Origin of the sequence: Riemerella columbina DSM 16469, from assembly GCF_000374405.1 — a bacterium.
Classification (GTDB): Bacteria; Bacteroidota; Bacteroidia; order Flavobacteriales; family Weeksellaceae; genus Riemerella; species Riemerella columbina.
Genome location: NZ_KB894281.1, coordinates 46,636 through 69,275 on the forward strand (window position 1 = coordinate 46,636; position 22,640 = coordinate 69,275).

20 protein-coding genes are annotated in these 22,640 nt (G+C 36.1%); 12 read left to right on the forward strand and 8 right to left on the reverse strand.

What is annotated here, in order from left to right; translation table 11 throughout:
* Positions 1-96: 96 nt before the first annotated feature.
* Together C237_RS0111295 and C237_RS0111300 are read right to left on the reverse strand one after the other, a co-directional pair.
* Positions 97-333: an HP1242/YdcH family protein gene (locus C237_RS0111295; protein ID WP_018676569.1), complete on the reverse strand. Its 237-nt coding sequence runs from the start codon at positions 331-333 to the stop codon at positions 97-99.
* Positions 334-448: 115 nt separating this feature from the next.
* On the reverse strand, positions 449-1,060 hold the full coding sequence (locus C237_RS0111300) for a hypothetical protein (protein ID WP_018676570.1): 612 nt from the start codon (positions 1,058-1,060) through the stop codon (positions 449-451).
* A gap of 250 nt (positions 1,061-1,310) precedes the next feature.
* On the opposite strand from C237_RS0111300, the gene C237_RS0111305 reads away from it, so the two are divergent.
* From C237_RS0111305 to C237_RS14050, 9 genes are read left to right on the forward strand one after another with little or no spacing between them, the layout of a single operon-like run.
* Positions 1,311-2,717, forward strand: coding sequence for an anthranilate synthase component I family protein (locus C237_RS0111305; RefSeq protein ID WP_018676571.1), 1,407 nt, complete (start codon positions 1,311-1,313; stop codon positions 2,715-2,717).
* 16 nt (positions 2,718-2,733) lie between these two features.
* Positions 2,734-3,303: an anthranilate synthase component II gene (locus tag C237_RS0111310; protein WP_018676572.1), complete on the forward strand. Its 570-nt coding sequence runs from the start codon at positions 2,734-2,736 to the stop codon at positions 3,301-3,303.
* A 26-nt stretch (positions 3,304-3,329) separates the two neighbouring features.
* On the forward strand, positions 3,330-4,316 hold the full coding sequence (trpD, locus tag C237_RS0111315; RefSeq protein ID WP_018676573.1) for an anthranilate phosphoribosyltransferase: 987 nt from the start codon (positions 3,330-3,332) through the stop codon (positions 4,314-4,316).
* Between the two features lie 12 nt (positions 4,317-4,328).
* A complete protein-coding gene (trpC, locus tag C237_RS0111320; RefSeq protein WP_018676574.1) occupies positions 4,329-5,108 on the forward strand; it encodes an indole-3-glycerol phosphate synthase TrpC in 780 nt (259 codons plus the stop codon).
* 3 nt (positions 5,109-5,111) lie between these two features.
* Positions 5,112-5,750 (forward strand): phosphoribosylanthranilate isomerase, encoded by a 639-nt coding sequence (locus C237_RS0111325; protein ID WP_018676575.1) that lies wholly within the window; start codon positions 5,112-5,114, stop codon positions 5,748-5,750.
* A gap of 31 nt (positions 5,751-5,781) precedes the next feature.
* Positions 5,782-6,960, forward strand: coding sequence for a tryptophan synthase subunit beta (trpB, locus tag C237_RS0111330; RefSeq protein WP_018676576.1), 1,179 nt, complete (start codon positions 5,782-5,784; stop codon positions 6,958-6,960).
* Positions 6,961-6,988: 28 nt separating this feature from the next.
* On the forward strand, positions 6,989-7,723 hold the full coding sequence (gene trpA / locus C237_RS0111335; RefSeq protein WP_018676577.1) for a tryptophan synthase subunit alpha: 735 nt from the start codon (positions 6,989-6,991) through the stop codon (positions 7,721-7,723).
* Between the two features lie 40 nt (positions 7,724-7,763).
* On the forward strand, positions 7,764-9,449 hold the full coding sequence (gene ggt / locus C237_RS0111340) for a gamma-glutamyltransferase (protein WP_018676578.1): 1,686 nt from the start codon (positions 7,764-7,766) through the stop codon (positions 9,447-9,449).
* 41 nt (positions 9,450-9,490) lie between these two features.
* Entirely contained in the window at positions 9,491-10,282 is a 792-nt protein-coding gene (locus tag C237_RS14050; RefSeq protein ID WP_018676579.1) for a GLPGLI family protein, read from the forward strand.
* Between the two features lie 10 nt (positions 10,283-10,292).
* Here the strand turns inward: C237_RS14050 and C237_RS0111350 are convergent, their stop codons facing one another.
* The 5 genes from C237_RS0111350 to C237_RS0111370 all read right to left on the reverse strand — a co-directional run bounded on the left by C237_RS0111350 (position 10,293) and on the right by C237_RS0111370 (position 17,241).
* Positions 10,293-11,243 carry a glycosyltransferase family 2 protein gene (locus C237_RS0111350; RefSeq protein ID WP_018676580.1) on the reverse strand — a complete coding sequence of 317 codons (951 nt, stop codon included), beginning with the start codon at positions 11,241-11,243 and terminating at the stop codon, positions 10,293-10,295.
* 18 nt (positions 11,244-11,261) lie between these two features.
* Positions 11,262-11,843, reverse strand: a complete 582-nt coding sequence (locus C237_RS0111355) for a DUF4199 domain-containing protein (RefSeq protein WP_018676581.1) — start codon at positions 11,841-11,843, stop codon at positions 11,262-11,264.
* 86 nt (positions 11,844-11,929) lie between these two features.
* Positions 11,930-14,635: a hypothetical protein gene (locus C237_RS0111360; protein ID WP_018676582.1), complete on the reverse strand. Its 2,706-nt coding sequence runs from the start codon at positions 14,633-14,635 to the stop codon at positions 11,930-11,932.
* A 106-nt stretch (positions 14,636-14,741) separates the two neighbouring features.
* Positions 14,742-16,106 carry an orotidine-5'-phosphate decarboxylase gene (gene pyrF, locus C237_RS0111365; RefSeq protein ID WP_018676583.1) on the reverse strand — a complete coding sequence of 455 codons (1,365 nt, stop codon included), beginning with the start codon at positions 16,104-16,106 and terminating at the stop codon, positions 14,742-14,744.
* A 19-nt stretch (positions 16,107-16,125) separates the two neighbouring features.
* Complete coding sequence (locus tag C237_RS0111370) at positions 16,126-17,241, reverse strand: DNA polymerase III subunit (protein WP_018676584.1); 1,116 nt, start codon at positions 17,239-17,241, stop codon at positions 16,126-16,128.
* 142 nt (positions 17,242-17,383) lie between these two features.
* Here C237_RS0111370 and bamG point away from each other — a divergent pair, with 142 nt between their 5' ends.
* Together bamG and lptC are read left to right on the forward strand one after the other, a co-directional pair.
* Positions 17,384-18,655, forward strand: a complete 1,272-nt coding sequence (bamG, locus tag C237_RS0111375) for a BamG family beta-barrel-assembly machinery protein (RefSeq protein ID WP_018676585.1) — start codon at positions 17,384-17,386, stop codon at positions 18,653-18,655.
* Positions 18,656-18,682: 27 nt separating this feature from the next.
* Positions 18,683-19,279: an LPS export ABC transporter periplasmic protein LptC gene (gene lptC / locus C237_RS0111380; RefSeq protein ID WP_018676586.1), complete on the forward strand. Its 597-nt coding sequence runs from the start codon at positions 18,683-18,685 to the stop codon at positions 19,277-19,279.
* Positions 19,280-19,333: 54 nt separating this feature from the next.
* Here lptC and tamL read toward each other — a convergent pair whose 3' ends face one another.
* Positions 19,334-21,925: a translocation and assembly module lipoprotein TamL gene (tamL, locus tag C237_RS0111385; RefSeq protein WP_026315662.1), complete on the reverse strand. Its 2,592-nt coding sequence runs from the start codon at positions 21,923-21,925 to the stop codon at positions 19,334-19,336.
* Between tamL and C237_RS0111390 the strand changes: the two genes are divergently transcribed.
* Positions 21,911-22,639, forward strand: coding sequence for an RNA methyltransferase (locus C237_RS0111390; RefSeq protein ID WP_018676588.1), 729 nt, complete (start codon positions 21,911-21,913; stop codon positions 22,637-22,639). The genes tamL and C237_RS0111390 overlap by 15 nt on opposite strands.
* Position 22,640: the final 1 nt, after the last annotated feature.

Sequence of the window (22,640 nt, forward strand, 5' to 3'; positions counted from 1 at the left end):
CAAAAATAACGAAAAAAAATGGATTAGCACCATTAAAAAAGCAAGACTACAAAATAAACCTTGTAACCTTGCTTTAGGGGTAATGAAAATTTACAATTATTTACTTTTCAGATAATTATAAATTTCATCTTTTAGGTGAAGTCTTTCTTTTCTAAGTTCCGTTAAGAACTCGTCCGTAGTGTGACTTTGCTCCCCTGCTTCATAATGTGCTATTTTCCCATTGACTTCATCATAGTCTGAAAATAGTTTTTTAAAGTGGTTGTCCGAGACTTTCAGTTCCGTCATCAATTCCTTAAATTCTGGGAATTCGTTGGCTAACATGTGATTTTCCATTGTTTATAAGTTTTAATTTTTTACACCATAAAGGTCGCAATTTAATCCGAATTTTCAAATGATATTTGTTAGGATTTATAAAAAAGTGGGATTCTAAAAATTAAAGGCTTACAAATCACTTAAACTTAATCTTCACCAAAAAATAATGTGGAATATTAAAATGAGTCCCGAGTTGTTCTGGAGCAACATCAGATTGAACTACGGCACAATAAGAACCAGAGCCATCAGCGTATTTTGTAGGGGTAATAATCGCCAAAATCGCGTTGGGTTTCTTTAAATCTATCATTAACTCTTTCTTTGCTCCAAAAAAATCTTTTAATACATACTCATCCGCTTTTCCTTTAAGGTCATTATAGAATTTTTTAGTACCAAATCTTTCTCCTCTAATATGAGTTTTTAACTTGCCATCGCTTGGTTTAAAGAAAAACTCTAGGGTCAACTTATCCGAATCAACTTTAAAATAATCTACTTCTGAGGTATCTAAAAGTATCGTGTTTGAAACTAATTGACCATTATCAAATTCCTGAAGGTCTACTTGATAATGTTTTCCTTTTAAATCTTTGCTCTCAAAGGTAAGTTCCTCGGTGTAAATATTTTCAAAATCTAAAATCTTTTGGAGTTCTGTATTTTCACTTCCATAGTTATAAGTCATTTTCACACTGTTTTGAGCCCAAGCTGATGTACTCACCATTCCTAACAGAGCTAGGCTAAGCATTATTCTTTTCATAACTGATTGTTTTTTATTTCTACAAATATAGTTATTAAAATTAATTATGCAACTATAATTTGTTTTTTTGTAAAAAAAAGTTACATTTGCAATATGAAATTAGAAAACACAAATCCATGGTGGTGGCTTCAAACTCTTTGCTGGGTCTGAAACTATTGTGGTATTGTATTTTTAAACTAAAGATTAAACTATAACCTTATACTAAAGACTTCAGCCATTTTCGTTGAAGTCTTTTTTAATATATCATTTTATGACATCGATTAAAACAAAATCCAAAGCACTCATGGGCGATTTGCATACGCCGATGGAAATTTATTTAAAACTAAGAGATGAATTTCGAGATACCATTCTTCTCGAAAGTGCCGACCATAACGCTGCAGATGGCAGTTATTCTTTTATTGCCATCAATGCCATTGCGGGAATAGAAATTAATGATTATCAAACCTACGAAATCAAATACCCTAATGAACATCCTAAAAAACTTAAATTTTATGAAAAAGTGAGTCTAACGGATTTGCTCAACGAGTTTTCCAATCATTATCAATGTGAACCCGTTAATCATCCCATTGAAGCTATGGCACAAGGGTTATTCGGCTATACGAGCTATGAAGCTATTCCTTTTTTTGAAACGATAACATTTAAACCGCAGAGCAAAGAAACCGAAATTCCTATCCTACGCTACCGACTTTATCAATATGTGATTGCTTTCAACCATAAAAACGATGAAATGCGCATCATAGAAAATAAAATTGAAGGTTTAAAATCTGAAATGAGCCGTATTGAAGATATTATTAAGCATAAAATCATTGCAGTTTACCCTTTTGAAACTGAAGATTTTGAGACTTCAAACCTCGAAGATCAAGAGTATCTAGAATTGGTTAAAAAAGCACAGCAACACACCATGCGTGGCGATGTATTCCAATTGGTACTCAGCCGAAGATTTCAACAGAAATATAAAGGCGATGAATTTCAAGTATATCGTGCGTTAAGGAATATCAATCCGTCGCCTTACCTATTTTTCTTTGATTATGGCGATTATAAATTGATGGGATCTAGCCCAGAAAGTCAATTGATTATCAAAGACCACACTGCCATCATCCACCCTATTGCGGGAACTTTTAAAAGAACAGGCGACCTACAAAAAGATTTAGAAGCTGCCGAAGCCTTAAAAAACGACCCTAAAGAAAATGCCGAACATACTATGTTGATAGATTTAGCCAGAAATGATTTAAGCAAATTGGGTAAAGAAGTAAAGGTATCTAAATTAAAGGAAATTCAATTTTTCTCAGCCGTAATTCATATGGTAAGCGAAGTAAAAGCAAAACTTTCCCAAGACATCAACCCTTATGAAATGATTGCCACTACTTTTCCACAAGGGACTTTAAGCGGTGCCCCAAAATATAAAGCAATGGAACTCATTGACCAATACGAACCAACTTCCAGAGGCTATTATGGTGGTTGTTTGGGTTTTGTAGGCTTTGATGGTTCTTGCAATCAAGCCATTATGATTAGAACATTTTTAAGCAAAAATAACACCTTATTTTATCAGGCTGGTGCGGGCATCGTAGCAAAATCTACCCCCGAAATGGAACTTCAAGAAGTGAATAATAAACTCAATGCCTTGAAAAACGCCATTAAAAAAGCCAAAGATTTATAACTTTAACTCTATTAAAATGAAAATATTAGTATTTGATAACTACGATAGTTTTACCTACAACTTGGTGCAGATGATAGAACAGATTGTAGGCGAACCCGTAGATGTCTTTAGAAACGATAAAATTTCCTTAGCAGCCATTGACCAATACGATAAAATTATTTTGTCACCTGGTCCAGGTATTCCTGAGGAAGCTGGATTATTATTAGAAGTCATTAAAACTTATGCTCCTAAAAAGTCGATATTGGGCGTATGTTTGGGACAACAAGCCATTGCGGAAGCCTTTGGAGGGAGTTTAATCAACTTAACGGAAATTTACCACGGGGTAGCAACCACGGCTAAAATTATCCAACCCAATGCGTTATTATTTAAAAATTTGCCCGATGAAATAGAAGTCGGCAGATACCATTCTTGGGCAGTGAATCCAGAGGATTTTCCAGAAGAATTAGAAATTACAGCCATAGATGAAGATGGGATGATTATGGCGGTACAACACAGAGATTATGATGCTCACGCGGTACAATTTCACCCTGAAAGTATTTTAACACCACAAGGCAGAGCCATACTCCAAAACTTTTTAAAACATTAATGAATGTTTAAACCATTTAAAAACTTATGAAACAGATACTCAATTATTTATTTAACCACCAAACCCTTTCCAAAGCAGAGGCGAAAGCCATTATGATAGAATTGGCACAAGGGAAGTTCAACGAAACGGAAGCCACCGCTTTTGTAACGGTATTTTTGATGCGTCCCATTACGCTAGAGGAACTTACAGGCTTTAGAGAAGCACTTCTCAGCTTGGCCAATCCTGTGGATTTAGGTACTACAGATCTAGTAGATATTGTAGGCACAGGTGGCGATGGAAAAGATACATTTAACATTTCTACTTTAGCGTGTTTTGTAGTGGCTGGATCGGGACAAAAAGTAGCAAAACATGGGAACTATGGTGTATCTTCGGTTAGTGGTTCGTCTAATGTATTGGAGCAATTAGGCTATCAGTTTAAAACCACTTCCGAGGCCTTGAAATCGGATTTAGAAAAAGGAAATATTTGTTTTCTTCACGCCCCACTCTTCCACCCTGCGCTTAAATCCGTTGCGGCGTTGAGGAAAGGTTTAGGATTGAGAACTTTTTTTAATCTTTTAGGACCATTAGTCAATCCTGCTCAACCACAGCACAGTATGATTGGGGTTTATAGTTTAGAAATTGCAAGGTTGTATCAATATTTACTCCAGCACGAGGATGCCAACTATATGCTAGTCCACGCTTTAGACGGCTATGATGAAATTAGTCTAACCCAAGATACTAAGATAGTCGATAAATCTGGCGAAGCGGTGTATTCAGCCGAAGAATTAGGATTTAGCAATCTATCCCCAGAATCGTTATATGGTGGCGAAACAAAAGAACAAGCAGCAGAAATTTTTAAAACCATTTTAGAAGGTAAAGGCACACCAGAACAGAACGCCGTAGTTTTAGCCAATGCCGCTATGGCACTTTATAATACGCACCAGTACGGCGATTACAATACTTGTTTAGCCTTAGCAAAAGATAGTCTATATGAAGGTAAAGCCTTAGCTTGTCTAAATTCTGTAACGGCATAAAAGCATTAAATTATGAGTATTTTAGATAAAATTGTAGCGTCTAAACGAGAAGAAATTATCGTCCATCAAAGACAAGAGCCTTTAGAGTTTCTAAAGGATAGAGCGTTATATCATCAACCAAGACGAGAGTTTATAGAAGCATTAAAAACATCGCCTTATGGCATCATTGCAGAGTTTAAAAGAAAATCGCCTTCAAAGCAAAATATTAATATTGAGGCGAGAGTGGAAACTATTGTACCGCAATACCAGTCGGAAGGTGCGGCGTGTGTTTCTGTGCTTACGGATACCCCTTTTTTTGGTGGAGGTTTAAAAGATTTAGAAACCGCTCATCAGTATGGTATTCCTTTGCTAAGAAAAGATTTTATTATTGATGACTATCAAATAGAACAAGCCAAAGCCTATGGCGCAGATTGTATTTTACTCATTGCTAATATTTTAAGTAAAAATCAGGTGCAAGAATTAACAGCTAAAGCCCACGAACTAGGGTTAGCGGTATTGTTAGAATTTTATGGTGGCGAAGATTTTTCTAAGCATGATGAAAACATTCAGTTAGTAGGTATTAATAATAGAAACCTAAATACTTTTGAAGTCGATTACGAACACGCCATCAGGATGAGAAATGAACTTCCTAAAGACACCATTAGCGTTGCCGAAAGTGCTATCTATAGTGCGGATATTTATAAACAACTTAAAGCCAATGGGTTTGACGCCTTTCTAATGGGAGAATATTTTATGAAACAGCAAGACGCAGGTGCTGGGCTAAAAGCGTTTATTAACGATATTAAAGCCTAACCTATGAAGTCACCAAAAGTAAAAGTCTGCGGTTTAACCGATTTAAACCAAATTGAATCATTAATGGCGTTAAAAATAGACTATTTAGGATTTATTTTTTATCCAAAGTCGCCTCGGTATGTGTTGAATCATTTAAGTTTAGAAGCTATTGCTGGGGTTTCGCATCAAGGGAAAGTTGGGGTTTTTGTTAATGAAATTCCACAGAATATCAATGATATTTGTAGAGCATCAAAATTAAATTTAATCCAACTTCACGGCGATGAATCTATGGAAACCATCAAAGAATTGAGGGCTTTATTACCTGATGAAGTTAAAATTATTAAAGTTATTCGTGTGGGAAAATACTTACCTTCGATTCACCCATACCAAAATGAATGGGTGGACTATCTATTATTTGATACGGATAGCAAAGACTTTGGCGGTACAGGAAAAAGTTTTGATTGGCAGTTATTGAATAAAATCACTCTCCAAAAACCTTATGTTTTAAGTGGTGGCATCTGCGAAGATAATATTCATCAGGCTAAGGCTTTGACACCTCTGCCCTACGCGCTGGATATCAATTCCAAATTTGAACACGAACCTGGCATTAAAAACCTTCAAAAAATTGAGGCATTTATCACTCAATTAAACCATAAATTTTAGTATTTTTGAACCTAAACCATCTTTATAATATATGAATTTTCAAAACCCAGATATTAACGGCTACTATGGCGACTTCGGTGGGGCTTTTATCCCCGAAATGCTTTATCCTAATGTGGCGGAACTCCAAAAAGAATACCTTAACATCATTAATGATAAGGCATTCCAAAACGAATTTAGAGCCTTGCTAAAGGACTATGTAGGCAGAGCGACACCGCTATATTTTGCCCCTAATTTAAGCCAACAGTATGGCACAAACATTTATCTAAAACGAGAAGACCTTAACCATACAGGAGCACATAAAATCAACAATGCCCTAGGACAAGCCTTATTGGCTAAGAGATTAGGGAAACAACGCATCATTGCCGAAACGGGCGCGGGTCAGCATGGTGTGGCTACAGCTACGGCGTGTGCATTACTCGGGTTAGAATGTATCGTCTATATGGGCGAAGTGGATATTGCCAGACAAGCTCCAAATGTAGCGCGTATGAAAATGCTGGGCGCCACAGTAGTACCTGCAACATCAGGGTCAAAAACACTAAAAGACGCGGTAAATGAAGCCTTAAGAGATTGGATTAATAATGCCACCACCACGCATTACATCATTGGGAGTGTAGTTGGACCTCATCCGTTTCCCGATATGGTAGCGAGATTTCAAAGTATCATTTCCGAAGAAATACAATGGCAACTAAAAGAAGCCATCGGTAGAGATTATCCCGATTATCTTATCGCTTGTGTAGGCGGAGGAAGTAATGCGGCGGGAACTTTTTATCATTTTGCCAATAACGATAAAGTCAAAATCATCGCGGCAGAAGCAGGCGGTTTAGGTATAAACTCTGGGGAAACGGCAGCCACCACAGCGTTGGGAACAATTGGTGTTCTACACGGCAGCCAAAGTCTGGTTATCCAAACCAAAGACGGTCAGGTCATAGAGCCTTATTCCATATCGGCGGGGCTGGATTACCCAGGCATTGGACCGATGCACGCCCATTTATTTAAAGAAAAAAGAGCCGATTTTTTTAGCATTAATGACGATGAGGCTTTGAAAGCTGCATTTAATTTAACCAAAATCGAAGGCATCATTCCCGCATTAGAAAGTGCGCATGCTTTGGCAGTTTTGGATAAAAAATCATTTAATAAAGATGAGGTGGTCGTGCTTTGCCTAAGCGGTAGAGGCGATAAGGATATGGAAACTTATTTGAAATACCTCTAATTTCTAACCTCTAATTTCTAATTACTCAATGAAAAAACTCAATATATATTTTACAGCAGGTGTCCCAAATTTAGAGGATACCACTAAAGTGGCTCTATTCATACAAGATTCAGGGGCAGATATGATGGAAATTGGCATCCCTTATTCTGACCCCGTAGCCGATGGTCCCGTAATCCAAGAAGCCCATACTTTAGCCTTAAAAAATGGAATGACTATCGCCACTTTATTTGAGCAGTTAAAGTCTATAAAAGATAGCGTTAATATTCCTAAAATTTTGATGGGTTATTTTAATCCCGTACTCCAATTTGGATTTGAAAATTTTTGTAAACAATGCGCTGAGGTTGGTGTTAATGGATTGATTATTCCAGATCTGCCACCAATAGAGTTTGAGCAGAAGTATCGGAACATCCTTCAGGAGTATGGCTTAAATTTCTCATTTTTGGTAACGCCAGAAACTTCAGACGAAAGAATCCAATACCTTGACCAACTAAGTTCTGGATTCCTCTATGCGGTTAGTTCTTCGGCAACAACGGGGAACACCAATAAAAGTATAAATAATGAAGCCTATTTGGAACGCCTATCTGCTCTACAACTTAAAAATCCTGTGATGATTGGTTTTGGAATTAAAAATAAATCGGACTTCGAAACCGTAACTCAATATTCCGATGGCGGCATTATTGGGACGGCTTTTGTAAGAATTTTACTTGAAAATAAAAACTGGAAAGATAAAGCCCAAGAATTTATTCATTCAGTTAAGGGGTAAGCTCAAATTATCATTATATTCACCATTTAATTTTAATATTATGAAGAAAACTAGTTATATCGTTCTTTTTATCTCAGGGATAATCTCTGCACAGTTTACGGATTATAACATCGTAAAAAATGTACAAACGCAAAACAAATCTGTAGTAGTTTCTGCACATCCTTTGGCTAGTGCAGCGGGAATAAAAGTTATAAAAGAAGGTGGAAATGCCTTTGATGCCGCCATTGCTACACAATATGCCTTAGCAGTGGTTTATCCTCAAGCGGGAAATATCGGTGGTGGTGGTTTCTTAGTAGCGGTAAAAGCCAATGGAGAAAAATTAGCCATTGATTTTAGAGAAACTGCACCGCAAAAGGCACACAGAGATATGTACCTAGATAAAAATGGAAATGCCGATACTGATCTTTCTCAAAACGGGCGTTTGGCAGTAGGCGTTCCAGGTTCCGTAGCAGGATTTTTTGAAATGCTGAAACATGCCAATCTGTCTATGTCTCAACTGATACAGCCCGCTATTGACCTTGCCGAACAAGGCTTTGCCATTACGGATAAAGAAGCAAAATTACTCAATGAAGAGCAAGAGGCTTTTTTAAAACATAATAAAAATGCCATCGTATTTGTAAAAGATAAGCCTTGGAAAGCGGGCGATATTTTGGTGCAAAACGATTTAGCCAATACGCTAAAACGCATTCAGAAATTGGGGTTAAAAGGATTTTATGAAGGGAAAACGGCTCAATTAATCGTAGATGAAATGAAACGCGGTAATGGCATCATAACCCTTGATGATTTAAAGCATTATCAAGTGAAAGTTCGTACCCCACTTAGTTTTGACTACAAAGGCTACGAAGTGGTTTCGATGCCTTTGCCCTCAAGCGGTGGACCTCTATTGGCACAAATGCTAACGATGGCAGGTTTTGAAAACTTAGCACAATATCAACCCAACTCCCCAGAAGCGGTACAAATTATGGTAGAAGCCGAGCGCCGTGCCTACGCAGATAGAGCCGAATATATGGGCGACCCCGACTTTATAAAAGACCAAACACCACGCCTCATCAGCAAAGATTATTTAAAATCCAGATGGCAGTCTTTTAGTTTTGATAAAGCCACACCAAGTGCAGCGGTTGGGAAAATCATCAATCCTAATCCAGAAAGTACCCAGACTACGCATATTTCTATTTTGGATAAGGAAGGCAATGCGGTATCGGTTACCACCACGCTCAATGGCTATTACGGTAGTAAAGTTGTGGTATCAGGGGCTGGATTTTTCTTAAATAATGAAATGGACGATTTTTCTATAAAGCCCGGTGTGCCTAATATGTTTGGTGCTGTGGGTGGCGAAGCGAATGCTGTAAAAGCAGGGAAACGCATGCTGTCCTCTATGGCACCTACGGTGGTTTTGAAAGACAATAAAGCCTTTATGGTGGTCGGTACACCGGGTGGCACTACCATTCCAACTTCGGTATTTCAGTCAATAGTAGATGTGGTTGATTTTAAAATGAGTCCCAACCGCTCTGTTAACCTTCCAAAATTCCATAATCAATGGTTACCAGAATCTATTTCTGTAGAAAAAGATTTCCCGAAAACCACTATTGAAGCATTAGAGAAAAAAGGCTATCAGTTTGAAGTAAGAGGCCCTATTGGAAAAACAGAAATGATAGTTTCAGAGCCTGAAGGGAATATCACCGCGATTGCAGACGACCGTGGCGATGATGCTGTGGCAGTGGAGTAAATAATGATGAGATGAGGGAAGTTAAAGAGTTTAAATAAACTATGAAATTTGTTTTAATTTTAATAACTTTATTTTCAAGCTATCTACAAGCACAAAGCAATAGTTATAAAGTTATATATCATATCAATTTTATAAAAGATTCCACGGAACAAAATAATAGATATGAAGAATTAGCATATTTACTTTTTAATGATAAAGTTTCTTACTTTTTATCTGAAAATAAATACAAGTCGGATTCTACATTGCTTGAAATTCAAAACAGTGCTAATTCCTCCATTACTAGTATTTTAGATAGACCTAAATTTAGAAGTGATTTTAAGTTTTCAGTTCAGAAGCAAAAAGATTCATTAAATTTTAGAGAAAAAATAAGTGGTTTAGGGAATTTTATTTATTATGAAAAAAATACATTTTTAAATCAATGGAACATACTATCTGATACTGAAAAAATCTTAGGCTACGATTGTAAAAAAGCTTCAATCCAATATGGTGGTCGTCTTTGGTACGCTTGGTTTACAGAACAAATACCTATCAATGAAGGTCCTTATAAATTTAATGGTTTGCCTGGACTAATATTAAAAGTTGAAGATGCTAAAAAGCAATATATTTTTACAGCAGTTGAAATTTCAAAAACGACAATTCCCAAACAAGTTGTATATCCATATTCAGGAAAAGAAGTGGTTACAAATAGAGAAGATTTTAACAGAATAAAGCAAAACTTTTACTATAATCCTATACAAGCCACCAATGGTAGATTAAACTATACCGATAAAGCAAAAGAAAAGGCGTTTATTGAAAGAATGAGAAGAAATAATAACTTTATCGAATTAAAGTAGGACTTCCCTTCTACACCTCCTCCTCTATATGGTAGTTTTTGTGTTCTCTATGGGTACGGATAATCATTTCGCCTAAAAACCCTGCGATAAATAGCATGGTTCCCATCAACATCATCGTAAGGGCAATATAAAACCATGGATTGTTGGCAATGAGATGACCATAAATGCCTTTGGATACCTCTATTAATTTAGAAATTCCTAGCCATAGCGCCGATAAAAATCCAATGATAAACATCAGCGTACCGACTGCCCCAAAAAAGTGCATCGGGCGACCGCCAAAACGACTCACAAACCATAGCGTCACCAAATCTAAAAATCCTCTAATAAAGCGTTCGGTACCAAATTTAGAACTGCCGTACGGGCGGGCTTGGTGTTGTACGGACTTTTCTGTAATTTTTCTAAACCCTGCATTGGCTGCCAAAACGGGGATATAGCGGTGCATATCGCCATAAACATCAATGGACTTTACCACTTGTTTTTTATAAGCCTTTAGTCCACAATTAAAATCGTGGAGTGATACACCAGACACTTTCCTTGCTGCTGCATTAAAAAGTTTAGACGGAATATTTTTCGTCATGACATTATCATAACGCTTTTTCTTCCAACCACTTACAATATCGTAATGTTCAATCAGTACTTTATAATAGAGTTCTGGAATTTCCTCTGGAAAGTCCTGTAAATCGGCATCCATCGTAATCACCACATCGCCATTAACTCTTGCAAAAGCCGCGTGCAATGCCTGAGATTTACCATAATTTCTTGAAAACTTAATGGCATGGACATTCGGGTTTTTAGCCCTTAGTGTCATAATAACTTCCCAAGAATTATCCGTACTTCCATCGTCTACAAACCAAATTTCGTAAGAAATATCCGCCTCTAGACAAGTGGTATCAATACGCTGATAAAGTTCTTCTAAAGAAGAGGCTTCGTTGAGTAATGGAATGACGATAGACAAGTTCATAAAAGGGAGTATAAAAGATTAATATTCGCTTTTGCTTCTGAAAAAACTTCCAAAAAACACCGATAAAATAATAAAAAACAAACAGTAGCCAGCAAAGACTAATGAGAAATAGTACGCCGAAAACATATCTTCTTTGGCTTCTACTTTTTTAGCAATACGCAGTTTGCCTTCTTGATATTTTTTTTCGAGGTCTTTGGCTTCTTCGGTGTTTGGTTTTACCATAGATTTTGCCTTTGCATATTCCTCTTCTAAAGAGTTTTTAAAACTTTCAATATATTGTCGGTTAAGGACTTGTTTTACTTCGGCATCACCAAAATTAATAAATAAAAATATAGAACCAATGGATAAAAAACCCGCCATAAACATGGGTAAAAAAGCACGATTGAAGGCTTCTTTAAAACTCATTCTTCCTTTTAGTTTCTTATAAGTATAGACCGAAACAAAAGCACCAACCGCAAAAATCAAAGGCAATACGAACGCATTCATCACCATAGTGGTTCTAAAGTATTGCTCGTTCATAAAGAAATAATAAACACCAAAAAACAACACCAATACCGCCACATACATCCACCATGCGTACTTTATAATATCTTTATTCATCTAGTTTTATTTTGTTAAAGCCTTTTAGAAGGCATATATTTTAAAGGCGTAAAATTACGGATTATTTTTTAGACTAAACATAGGATTTAGAACCAACCTCGCCGAAGTTGCGTGATAATGGCAGAAAGGTTAAAATTAAACATAAATCGTATGCGTTTGTCATAGTGAGGTAAGCTCGGTTCAAAACCTAAAGTGGATTGTACTGGGAAATAAATTTCAAAAATATCTGGAATCAACTGAAGCCCCACACCACTATCATAGATAAAATGGCCTTTGTCATTTCTATTTTTATAAACCCCAGCATCGGCATAGAGGCTGAAAAATTTCCATACTTGTAGATTGGTATTCAAAGTGGTAATCCACTGATTAGCGGTATCATTTATAGACGATTTAAAGGCTCCTTCGGCTAAAACGAACTGGCGTGGTGCATAATAATTTCCCGTAGGTCGGCGGATGATACTATGCGAAAAACTATAATTAGACAGTGTGGAAATTCCAAAATCAAAATAAGAATTTCTGGTTTCGTTAGTTAGAAAATATCCACCAAAAAGTCTAACGCTTAATTTTTTATCTTGAATATATTCCCAGCGATAAAAGGCTTCGGCAGAAACTTTATTGAAATCTTGGGCATGTTGCAGAGTAATTCCCATAATTTTTTCGTAGATGGCTTTCCTATCAGAATAGACATAGCCTAAGTTCCAAAGATGATACGAATCATAGTCATTTAAAGCTTTCATAGTCGAGCTTAAATCTTTATTTACATGATCAAAAGAAAGGCTTAAATATCTTCCAATTTGGCTTCTTGGATGTTTATTAAAACTCAACTGAGAATACAAACTTATTTTTCTAAATGCCAAATCTTTAGCATAGTGAAAATAGGATGCTTTAGCCCCGATGCGCCAACTTTGGAAAAATGCATCAGCAGGTAAAAATTGATAAGATGCTCCTGCTAGTCCCGTCATCTGCCCCGTTCCCGTACTATAATAAGGCTTTACCACAAAGGTAAATGGACGGTTTAACAAATTTTCATTCGTAATGCCCAAACCTATTAAAACTTTATCGTAATAATTGTATTTAAAGGTAGGACTAAGATAAAGTTCGTTATATTCTGGATTAGGAACATCGGTAAATAGTTTTAGTTTTGGCTTTTTCATATTCGAGAAAAAACCTCTGGTATAGAGATAATTATCTCGGTCATTGCTTTCTGGAAATAGATAATCATCATTAATGATAATTTTCTCTGCCTGATGTTCTGGAATAATATAAGTGGATTCCTTTTTGGAACTGGTGTCGTACCAATATTGATGTTCTTTTCCTTGAGAATCTATGGTTTTAAGTTGAAAAGGAATCTGGGCTTCGGTATTTTTTTTAACCTTTACCGCAATGGTACCATCTTCTTGCCTCTTAAAGTTTTTAAGTTTAAAATTCACTCTATTTTTAACCTGAATAAAATCCTCTAAAAACACACTGCTATATTGAGATTTTTGTGCCAATTGGTTAAGAAATTCGGATAGCACAATTGGTTGATGAGGATGGGTAGTAATCCAATTTTTCAAAAAGGCATTAAACTTTTGAATACCCATTTTTTCGGCGATAAAATTAAATAAAGTTCCCGCTTCCATTTGACTAATTGCCAACTGATTAAAATTGCTCAATTCTGGATAAGAGGTTGCCATGGCTTGGTCTAGATTTTGGCTCATCATATATTGATAGCCTAAACCATAGCGGTCCGAAAGGGTTAATTTGGAAAGGTGCGTCCACTTTAAAGGACTGATTTTAAACAATATCAACTGTTCTGGTAAATCACCCAATAATTTTTTATCATTATAAAAACGCTTAATGTACTGCATTTCCAAATAAGTCTTAATCCCATTTTCTATCCAATGATTTTCAATGCCATCGGTATTAAAAAGTTGTGTAGCACATGCCTTAGAAAGTGTAGAAAAATAATCTAAATCATTTTTTTGGGCATCATTGAACAATTGAAATCTAAATTTCCAAAAGGTAATATCATCAATTCCGATAAAATGTTGGTCGCTTTTAATTTTTTTAGTGATAAGGATTTTCTTTGGTAAAGTGCCCAAGTATTCCTTAATGAAATTGAGTTGTAGTGGAATATAGAAATTGAGATATTGCTGCTGATTGGCATCTACGGGATAAGTAAACGCTACCAAAGTTTCTTGATAAGTAATGGTAAAGGACGGCTGTTGCTGCGATTGAACCACAAAAATAGGGTCGGTATTCAATAGCCCTTCAAAATGATGGGCATCGGTTTTGGTAAGGTTAGAAGATACCGATGCTGGCGTTTTAAAATCTACCGTCCAATACATATAGTTCGATTGTCGTTCATCTACATTATAGAAAGATTTTGGCTTATCAGAAGGCACTAAAAAGAAATATTTTAATAAAGCCTCTTGACGGTCTACCCCGTAACCCGTAAACTTTTTAGCAGGCAACGCCAAAGTATAATCCAACTGCAATTGGACAGCCTCGCCTTGTTGCAAAGTTTTTTTTAGAGGAATGGCAATCACTTCTTGATTTAATGATTTATAGACGATGCCATCAACCTCTAACCGCTCTAGTTTTCCTTGTTCTTCGGGTTTAGAAAAATACAAATCGGTTTTTCTAGATTCCAAAAGTCGCTTGGATAGTGTAGAACCATTGGGCTGATACGCAGAAATCCAGTTTAAAAGATATAGCGTATCCATTGGTTTTGCCTCTGGATTATGATAAATAATCGATTGATTGACTCGCCATTGACTAAAGTCTTGCCCCACTCTATTAACCTCCATAGCAATACGATTTTGCTGTGCAAAACTCCAAAATAAGGTCAATATGAGCCCGAAGGATAAGGATTTGGTTAGAGGTCTCAAGGTGTTCTATTTAATTGTACATTCATTATTCACTTAATGAATTTTGATAGGCTTGCCACCCTTCTATTTTATATTTTAATGACGCTTTTTCGGCATCGTCGGCTTTATAAATGCCTCTGCCCACAATAATAAAATCGGTATGCAACTGTGCAAAAGCGTATTCTGGCGTGTTATATTGCTGCCCTTTAGCATCGCCTTTATTTTCTAAATTGATGCCTGGTGTAAATAGTAACATTTCTTCTGGCAAGGCATTTTGAGCTACTCCGCCAATCACATTCGCATGAGATTGTGCCACTTCCAAAGCCTGCTGTTGATAGTGAGCGTCCGTTAAAGTTCCTTTAGAAGACATCCCCAAAATTGCGATAACGCCAGAGTTTAAGAAGTAATCCAAAGACGCTTCGCCACCAATCATATGAGAGGTAATTAAATCTGCCCAAAAGGAAATTCTATAAATGCCATAAGAATATTGCAACTCCTGCGTATTCCCGATGTCCCCGAATTTTCGGTCTTCCATCAGTAGGAAATTGTGTTTTTTAGCAAGGTCTTGAAGTGGCAAAATAGTGTTATCAAAATCAAAATCGGTAATGATATCCATATGTGTTTTTAGTGCCACAATATTAGGTCCTACCCTATCAGCAAACGCCAATAATTCTTTTGTGGTAATGACATCCGCAGAAGCGATTAAGTTAGATTGTTTTTCTATCGCAATTTCTAATAATTTCTTTGCAGACGAATGTTGAGCGTGTTGAAGTTTTTCCTCGTAAGTCAGGCGTCTTTTTTTCTCAAAACTAATCGGGTTGCCAGCAATAAAATCCTTAATCTTATTTAATTCTTGGTCTGGCAATAAACCGTCTTCGTTTAGGTAGCCACAAACCTCTTGAATGGTAAATAAAGTATGTACTCGGTAGCCTTTATTCTCTAATAATGCCTTACCACCTTGCTCTCTATCCAATACCACAAGGATATCGCGAACCTTTATCCCTTCGTTTTCAATTTCTGGAAGGGTTTCTAATAAAGATTTACCACTGGTGATTACATCTTCTACCACCGCACATTGTTGCCCAGCTTTATAGATGCCCTCAATCAATTTTTTAGTACCATAGGCTTTGGCTTCTTTTCTTTTGATGATTAAAGGAATACCACTTTCCAAAGACATGGCTGTTGCCATAGGTAGCGCGGCATAGGGCACACCACAGATGAGTTCCGTAGTCGTTTTATCTATACATTCTAATAAAAAATGACTTAACTTTTTAAGAATAATCGGGTTCGATGCCAAAGGTCTTAAGTCTACATAAAACGGGCTTTCGATACCACTTTTTAAAGTAAATTTTCCAAATTTTATAATGCCTAATTGGTAGCACTCTAAGAAAAAAGATTTTTTTGATTCCATAAGATTAAGTCAATATTTTTTAAGATTTGTGTATATATCGTGTGAGTTTGATGCCCATATCCGTCCAAAGAATTTTGCTGTTGGCGTTTCTACTCAAATGGTAGTCGGCTTCGGAAATTTCATTTAAAATGTCCTCGATATTGGCACCGTGGATAAAATTGGAAAAGGCTTCCCAATTAAAATTATTTTGTATCAATTTTTTATAAACCAATTGGTCTATATTATAACTCTGCATCAATGCCAGCCTAAACACATCGGCACAGAACTGCAAGAAACTTTTTTGCTTTTCCCTATTCCAGTCGGCAATGGCTTTTGCCCAAGTAATTAAATCCTTTAGCACTTGAGGTTTCTTTTTAGCCTGAAATGCCAAACGCACCCATTGGATAAAATAAGTTTCAAACTCCTCCTCTATCGCATTAGTTTGTAATAGTTTAAGTGCAGTATTGTAGTTCCCTTGCGCTTGATGAATAATTTCAACTAATTTTTGTGGGTCACTCACTTGATGCATCAAAGCCTGCTCTAGCTCTTGGTCTTCTATCCTAGGGACACTCGTCACTTGGCAACGCGATAATATGGTTTGAAGCATCGTTTCCGTAGACGAAGCCGTAAGGATAATCACTGTTTTTTCAGGAGGCTCTTCTAAAAACTTAAGGAATTTATTGGCGGCATCTTCCCTCATTTTATCGGCATTCCAAACGATTAAAACTTTAGTCCCACCTTCAAAACTTTTGAGGCTAAATTTTTCGTTTTTGTCCTTTATTTCATTAGAAGAAATAAAAAGCTGTTTGTTTTCGGCATTCAATATTCCTACCCAATCCTGATAATTACTATAAGGATTTTCTAAAATCATATTTCGCCATGTTTCAAAGAACCCACTACAAACCCCTTTGTTTTTGTCTTCGCTATAAACTGGAAAAGAAAAATGCACATCTAAATGGTTAAGATGCTGTACTTTGTCCGCAGATTTTTCGTGTTCCCTTTTAAGAAGTTCGGTCGCATACGCTAGTGCCAAAGGCAGCGTGCCGTAGCCTTCATTGCCTACAAAAAGCTGGGCATGGCTTACCCTGCCATCCTCAATACTTTCTTTGAGTACTTGTTTTACTTTTTGCTGTCCTATTACCGCCTCCCAATTCATAAGCCCAAAGATAATAAAATCCGATAATTTTACAAGCCCAAGGCAGAATTATATTTTGTCTTAACAAACTTTAACGCCTGATAAATTTTAATATTCCATATATAATTAAGATATTTGCGTTTTGATACAAGATAAAAAACGCATGAAGAAAATCATACAAGCCTCGTTTATGGTATTGGCAGGTTGCCTTGGCGCGCAGAGTTTAGGAAATTCCCCTTATGCCGCATTTGGTATTGGCGACATAAAATATGACCATCCTGCAGATGTAAGTGCGATGGCAGGGATATCCACTGCCCATGTTTGGGATTTTAATAATATCTATAATTTTAATAACCCCGCAGCCAATGGGAATTTTGACCTTACCAGTTTCAAAATTCAGGTGAATAATGAAAATCAGTTTTTCAAATCGGATTATAATCAATTGGATGTTACCAAGCATTCTACTTACCTATCCAATATTTCACTGGCATTTCCTATTGCTAAAAAGGTAAAATTTGGATTAGCCTATCAGCCGTTTTCATCTAAAAAGTACAATATCCTTAAAACCACCACTAAAGCTGGCGACCTAACTCAAGCTAATTCTTTTAGTGGTGAAGGTTCTATTAATATGATTCAAGGGGCTTTAGGGTATCAAATCACACCTTCGTTTGGTGTCGGAGTAAGAACCAACTTTTATTTTGGCAAAATTTCCGATATCGAAGAAATTGCCATTTCTGATACAGAACTAGTAAATGGATTTGAAACTTCTAGAAAAATTAAAAGTTGGAATTTCACTACTGGGGCAACCTATCAGCACCGACTTGGCAATGATAGAAAACTGACTTTAGGAGGGACTTATACCTTCGGTAAAGTTGGTAAAACGGACAACCAATACATCAATAGCACTTATTATTATATTGGTAAAGAAAAAGTGAATAAAAGCATCATAGAAACCAAAGACTACACCCAAGAAAATGTGATCCCGCAAAAGGCGTCTTTCGGTGTAGGCTATGGGCAAGAAGCTAAATGGTTTGTTTCTACTCAGTTGGATTATACTAATGGTGGTAAAATAGAGTTTAATGGGTTACCCGTTAATTTTAATGACAGTTACAGAGTTGCCGTAGGTGGCTGGTATTTACCGAACTATAATAACTTTAGAAATGTATTTTCTAGAATTATCTACCGCTATGGGGCATACTACGAGAAAGGAAATTTAACCATCAACAATCATAATATCAATGAATTTGGTCTAACCTTTGGGGCGACGGTTCCATTCCAAAACAATAGTGTTTTGAAGATGAGTGGCATCGACTTTGGTTTAGAAATTGGAAAAAGAGGAACCAGCAAAGACCAATTGGTATCGGAACGATTCATCAACTTTAAGGTTGGGCTTAATTTTGCCGATAAATGGTTTAATAAACGCCAATACGACTAATTTTATTCATCCCAATACCCATCTCTAATGAAAATATGGGACTTTAAACGGAGTTATAAAAAAAATATAGTTGCCACTATTGCGGGAACTATATTTTTTATGTTATGCTCCTGCGAAGAAGATTTGGCAAAATACGATAAAAATAAACCGACGAATTTCCCCTCCAGAATTATCCATAATGCTGATATTATAAAGCATGATTCTGGAATGGTAAATCTAAAATTTAAGGCCCCACTAATCGAGGAATATGAATTTATAGACACTCCTTATGTAGAAATTCGCAAAGGGCTGTATTTGGAATTTTATGATAAGAAAAAGCCTAAAATCCCAGGGAAACTTTGGGCTAAATATGCCAAGATAGTAGAGAAAAAAGGACTCTATATGGCGAAAGGTCGTGTGAAAGTGATTAATAATGAAGGAAGAACCTTCGTTATGGAATCTATATATTGGGATAAAAAAAATAAAAAAATGTATACCCAAGACACGGTATTCATCACCGATAAAGAAGGGAATACTTTTGTAGCAGCTGGCGGAATGAATGCTAAAGACGACTTCTCGGAATATACTTTGTATAATAATTCTGGCAACTTTAATGCGAAAGCCATTCCAAAAGCAGGAAAGTAATTTTAGTAAAAAATAAAAAGGCTACTTTAAAAAATTTAAAGTAGCCTTTGTTTTTTAGAATGGATAACCAATCGCCAAGTTTAGGGTTGGTTTTAATGGCTGTATTTCTTTAAACCTCCATCTGGAGCCTTCTGGCTGGTTAGGGTCGTAGATTTTATAGGCTAAATCCAATCTTAATGTAATATAGGCTACATTTATTCTTAACCCTAATCCACTACCTACACCAAGTTGCTTCCAAAATTTATTGAATTTAAACCCATCGCCAATGCCAGATTCTTTAAGCGACCAAATATTCCCCACATCGGTAAATACTGCCCCTTCAAACATACTGGTCAGCGGAAAACGATACTCCACATTGGTCGTTAGTTTTACATTTCCCATGATATAAGAACGGATTTTTTCGTCTAATTGCGTATCCGCAGGTCCTAATCCTCCATAAGCGACCCACGCACGAATATCATTAGACCCACCATTAAAATAAGATCTTACAAAAGGCATAGTTTTAGAGTTGCCATAAGGAACGCCTACTCCAATAAACTGTCTTAACACTAAAGTATGTTTATTGTCCGACTTATTAAAAAATGTAAAATACTTTCTGGCATCAATATCAAACTTCACAAACTGAGAGTATGGAATTTTAAAAATCGTTTTCTCTCTATCTTGCAGGACGCTTTCGGATGCATTCGCCTTGCCTACTAGACTTAATAAATTCCCTGCAAGTTCCATCTTTCCACTAAAATAAAACGGGTTTGTATAATATTTATTCCCCATTTCATTATATAGGAATTGGTATTTTAGAGAAGAAATTAATATATCTTGGGTTTGTCTATCCTTATTCAGCAACGATTGTAAAAATGTGCTGAGTAATTCTTCATTTTGATTACTTAAACTCGCCATAAAATTTTGGTCTGCCAAGATATGTCTGGAAACTTCATCGTAGGAATATGCCTTTACATTATAACTTGGGTTATAGGTTTTATAAAGATTAAACACTTCTGCCCTTACCTCATCATCCCCTCTAAAGAGTTCGTAATACTTATCTTTATTTCGGGTTAAACTTAACTGCGTATCAAACAACGATAGTCGGTGCGAAACTACACTATTGATATTGGCATTATAGCTCAATTGACCATTAAAGTTGATACGGCTCATCCCAATATTATTCTGTATGGAAGTTCCCAGTCCGATAGATGATGTAGGCGAATAGCGTTTAGGAATCCATTTATAATAGTTAAAAGGCAACATAAATCTCGGAAATTTAAGCGCTACCTGTGCCGAAAGTTCATAAGCGTTAAAAGTTTTCCCTGGATTTTTAGCATTGTTGGTAGTCCCCACAATTCCATAAAAACTGGTACTTAAGTTTTCCCCACCGCTTAAAATATTTCTTGAAGTCAGCTCCACAGAAGGCGAAAATCCAAAATTCAAAATTTGAGAATAGTGTAAATCCAACGCTGTCTTAAGTTCGTATTTTGGTAATGGCTTTAGAAAATATTTAATATTTAAGATGCTGTCATTGGGCTTTTTAGATAAACTTTCATCATAGTTAATACTAAAATTATTCATCGCCATTATGTTTCGCTTGGTAAGATCTAAGTTTTCTTGATTGTATACCTCGCCATGTTTTATCGTTACGGGTAGCCATAGCGATTTGGTAGTAAACTGGTCATTGAGTTTATGAATGTGCACCCCGTCATCTACCTTAGCTTTTTCAAATCGGTAAGTTTTGGTATTCAGTGTATCCTTCACATCATTTACCACATAAAGGTCAATATCGCCAATGGTCGTTTTTCTGTACGGACTATCTATGGAATCTTTGTGAATATCCATAGTTAGAGGTACATTTTTTCTACTTTCTAGAGTATCCGTAGTAAAATAGATTTCCTCACCACTACGATTGAAAGAATAATACCCTTTTTCTCTCATAAGTTCTGTAATACGCTTTACCTCGTCTTCCAAATTCGATTGGTCTAGGATTTCGTCTGCCTTTATTTTACTTTTATCACTTTCTTGTTTGTAGAGTTGGCGAATGGCTGTATCTGGAATATTGTAGTAATAATTTTTAATTTTTGTAGGTTCGTTAAAGGTCATTTTATATTCTACCTGAGCTTTTTTTGCGGCAGAATCTAAATCTTGTTTAAAGTCCACATGGGCATCCCAATAGCCTCTGAACACCATATACTGGCGGATATTCTTAGCACTGGCAATGGTTTTACCTTCATCTAAAATCACAGGAGGCTGACCAATGGTGTGATAAAATCTATTCCAAAACAAGGACTTGCCTTTGTATTCTGGGTGACCGTATTTTACAAATAAAGAATCCCTCAATGCTTGGTTTCTCATCTGTCTTGGGTAAGTCATATATTCTGCCAATATCGTATCGTATTTAGGGTTCGCCATATTATACGCATATAGCCCCATAGGAAATAAGAATAGAACTTTTTTATTCGGTTTTTGACTTACATAGTTAGGGATTTTTCCCGTTAATAATTTTTTATCTTCATATTTGAATTTATTTTTCGTGAGCAAATATTCCCCATCAGGTACTTTTTTAGTCGCATTACACGCATATAAAAATCCAAGTAACATTGCAGAAATGGAAAATATGTAATACTTTTGAAAATAATTTCTCATATGCTTACGTCTCATAGAATAAAGATTTTAAGGTCTTTGGATAAAAAAAAATTTAGACAAAAATACAATTTGTTTTTGGTTGAAGGGAATAAAATCATCAAAGAATTAAAACAATCTCTTATCAAGATTGATGCCATATATTCCCAAACTCCTGAAGATTTGGACTTTAATCCTGATTTAATTACAGAAATTAATGAGTCGCAACTCAAAAAAATAAGTTTTCTACAACATCCTAAAGATAGCGTAGCAGTTTGCCATTTACCTAGTTCCGAGCAATGTATAGACACCGCTATCAATTTGGTATTAGATGGCATACAAGACCCTGGCAACTTAGGCACTATCATTCGCCTTGCCGATTGGTTTGGCATCGAGCAAATCATTTGTAGTAAAGATACGGTGGATGTTTATAATCCTAAAGTTATCCAAGCCACGATGGGGTCGTTTACGAGAGTCCATGTTTTTTATACCGATTTAGAACCTATTTTAAGCCAACACTCTCATACCAACATTGGTACCGATATGGAAGGGGAAAATTTATACCAAACCCATTTTGAATCACCTTTTAATTTAATTTTAGGCAATGAAGGCAACGGCATAAGAACCAACACCAAAGCATTAATTCATAAAAATATTACCATTCCAAGATTTAGCCAGCACCAGTCTACCGAAAGCCTTAATGTATCTATGGCAGCCGGTATTATTTTAGGACAAATATTTGGAAAAAAATAAA

Bases quoted from the DNA above. Each gene is read 5' to 3' on its own strand.
- C237_RS0111295 (WP_018676569.1), bottom strand. From the start codon at position 333: ATGGAAAATCACATGTTAGCCAACGAATTCCCAGAATTTAAGGAATTG.
- C237_RS0111300 (WP_018676570.1), bottom strand. From the start codon at position 1,060: ATGAAAAGAATAATGCTTAGCCTAGCTCTGTTAGGAATGGTGAGTACA.
- C237_RS0111305 (WP_018676571.1), top strand. From the start codon at position 1,311: ATGACATCGATTAAAACAAAATCCAAAGCACTCATGGGCGATTTGCAT.
- C237_RS0111310 (WP_018676572.1), top strand. From the start codon at position 2,734: ATGAAAATATTAGTATTTGATAACTACGATAGTTTTACCTACAACTTG.
- trpD (WP_018676573.1), top strand. From the start codon at position 3,330: ATGAAACAGATACTCAATTATTTATTTAACCACCAAACCCTTTCCAAA.
- trpC (WP_018676574.1), top strand. From the start codon at position 4,329: ATGAGTATTTTAGATAAAATTGTAGCGTCTAAACGAGAAGAAATTATC.
- C237_RS0111325 (WP_018676575.1), top strand. From the start codon at position 5,112: ATGAAGTCACCAAAAGTAAAAGTCTGCGGTTTAACCGATTTAAACCAA.
- trpB (WP_018676576.1), top strand. From the start codon at position 5,782: ATGAATTTTCAAAACCCAGATATTAACGGCTACTATGGCGACTTCGGT.
- trpA (WP_018676577.1), top strand. From the start codon at position 6,989: ATGAAAAAACTCAATATATATTTTACAGCAGGTGTCCCAAATTTAGAG.
- ggt (WP_018676578.1), top strand. From the start codon at position 7,764: ATGAAGAAAACTAGTTATATCGTTCTTTTTATCTCAGGGATAATCTCT.
- C237_RS14050 (WP_018676579.1), top strand. From the start codon at position 9,491: ATGAAATTTGTTTTAATTTTAATAACTTTATTTTCAAGCTATCTACAA.
- C237_RS0111350 (WP_018676580.1), bottom strand. From the start codon at position 11,243: ATGAACTTGTCTATCGTCATTCCATTACTCAACGAAGCCTCTTCTTTA.
- C237_RS0111355 (WP_018676581.1), bottom strand. From the start codon at position 11,843: ATGAATAAAGATATTATAAAGTACGCATGGTGGATGTATGTGGCGGTA.
- C237_RS0111360 (WP_018676582.1), bottom strand. From the start codon at position 14,635: ATGGAGGTTAATAGAGTGGGGCAAGACTTTAGTCAATGGCGAGTCAAT.
- pyrF (WP_018676583.1), bottom strand. From the start codon at position 16,106: ATGGAATCAAAAAAATCTTTTTTCTTAGAGTGCTACCAATTAGGCATT.
- C237_RS0111370 (WP_018676584.1), bottom strand. From the start codon at position 17,241: ATGAATTGGGAGGCGGTAATAGGACAGCAAAAAGTAAAACAAGTACTC.
- bamG (WP_018676585.1), top strand. From the start codon at position 17,384: ATGAAGAAAATCATACAAGCCTCGTTTATGGTATTGGCAGGTTGCCTT.
- lptC (WP_018676586.1), top strand. From the start codon at position 18,683: ATGAAAATATGGGACTTTAAACGGAGTTATAAAAAAAATATAGTTGCC.
- C237_RS0111390 (WP_018676588.1), top strand. From the start codon at position 21,911: ATGCTTACGTCTCATAGAATAAAGATTTTAAGGTCTTTGGATAAAAAA.
- tamL (WP_026315662.1), bottom strand. From the start codon at position 21,925: ATGAGACGTAAGCATATGAGAAATTATTTTCAAAAGTATTACATATTT.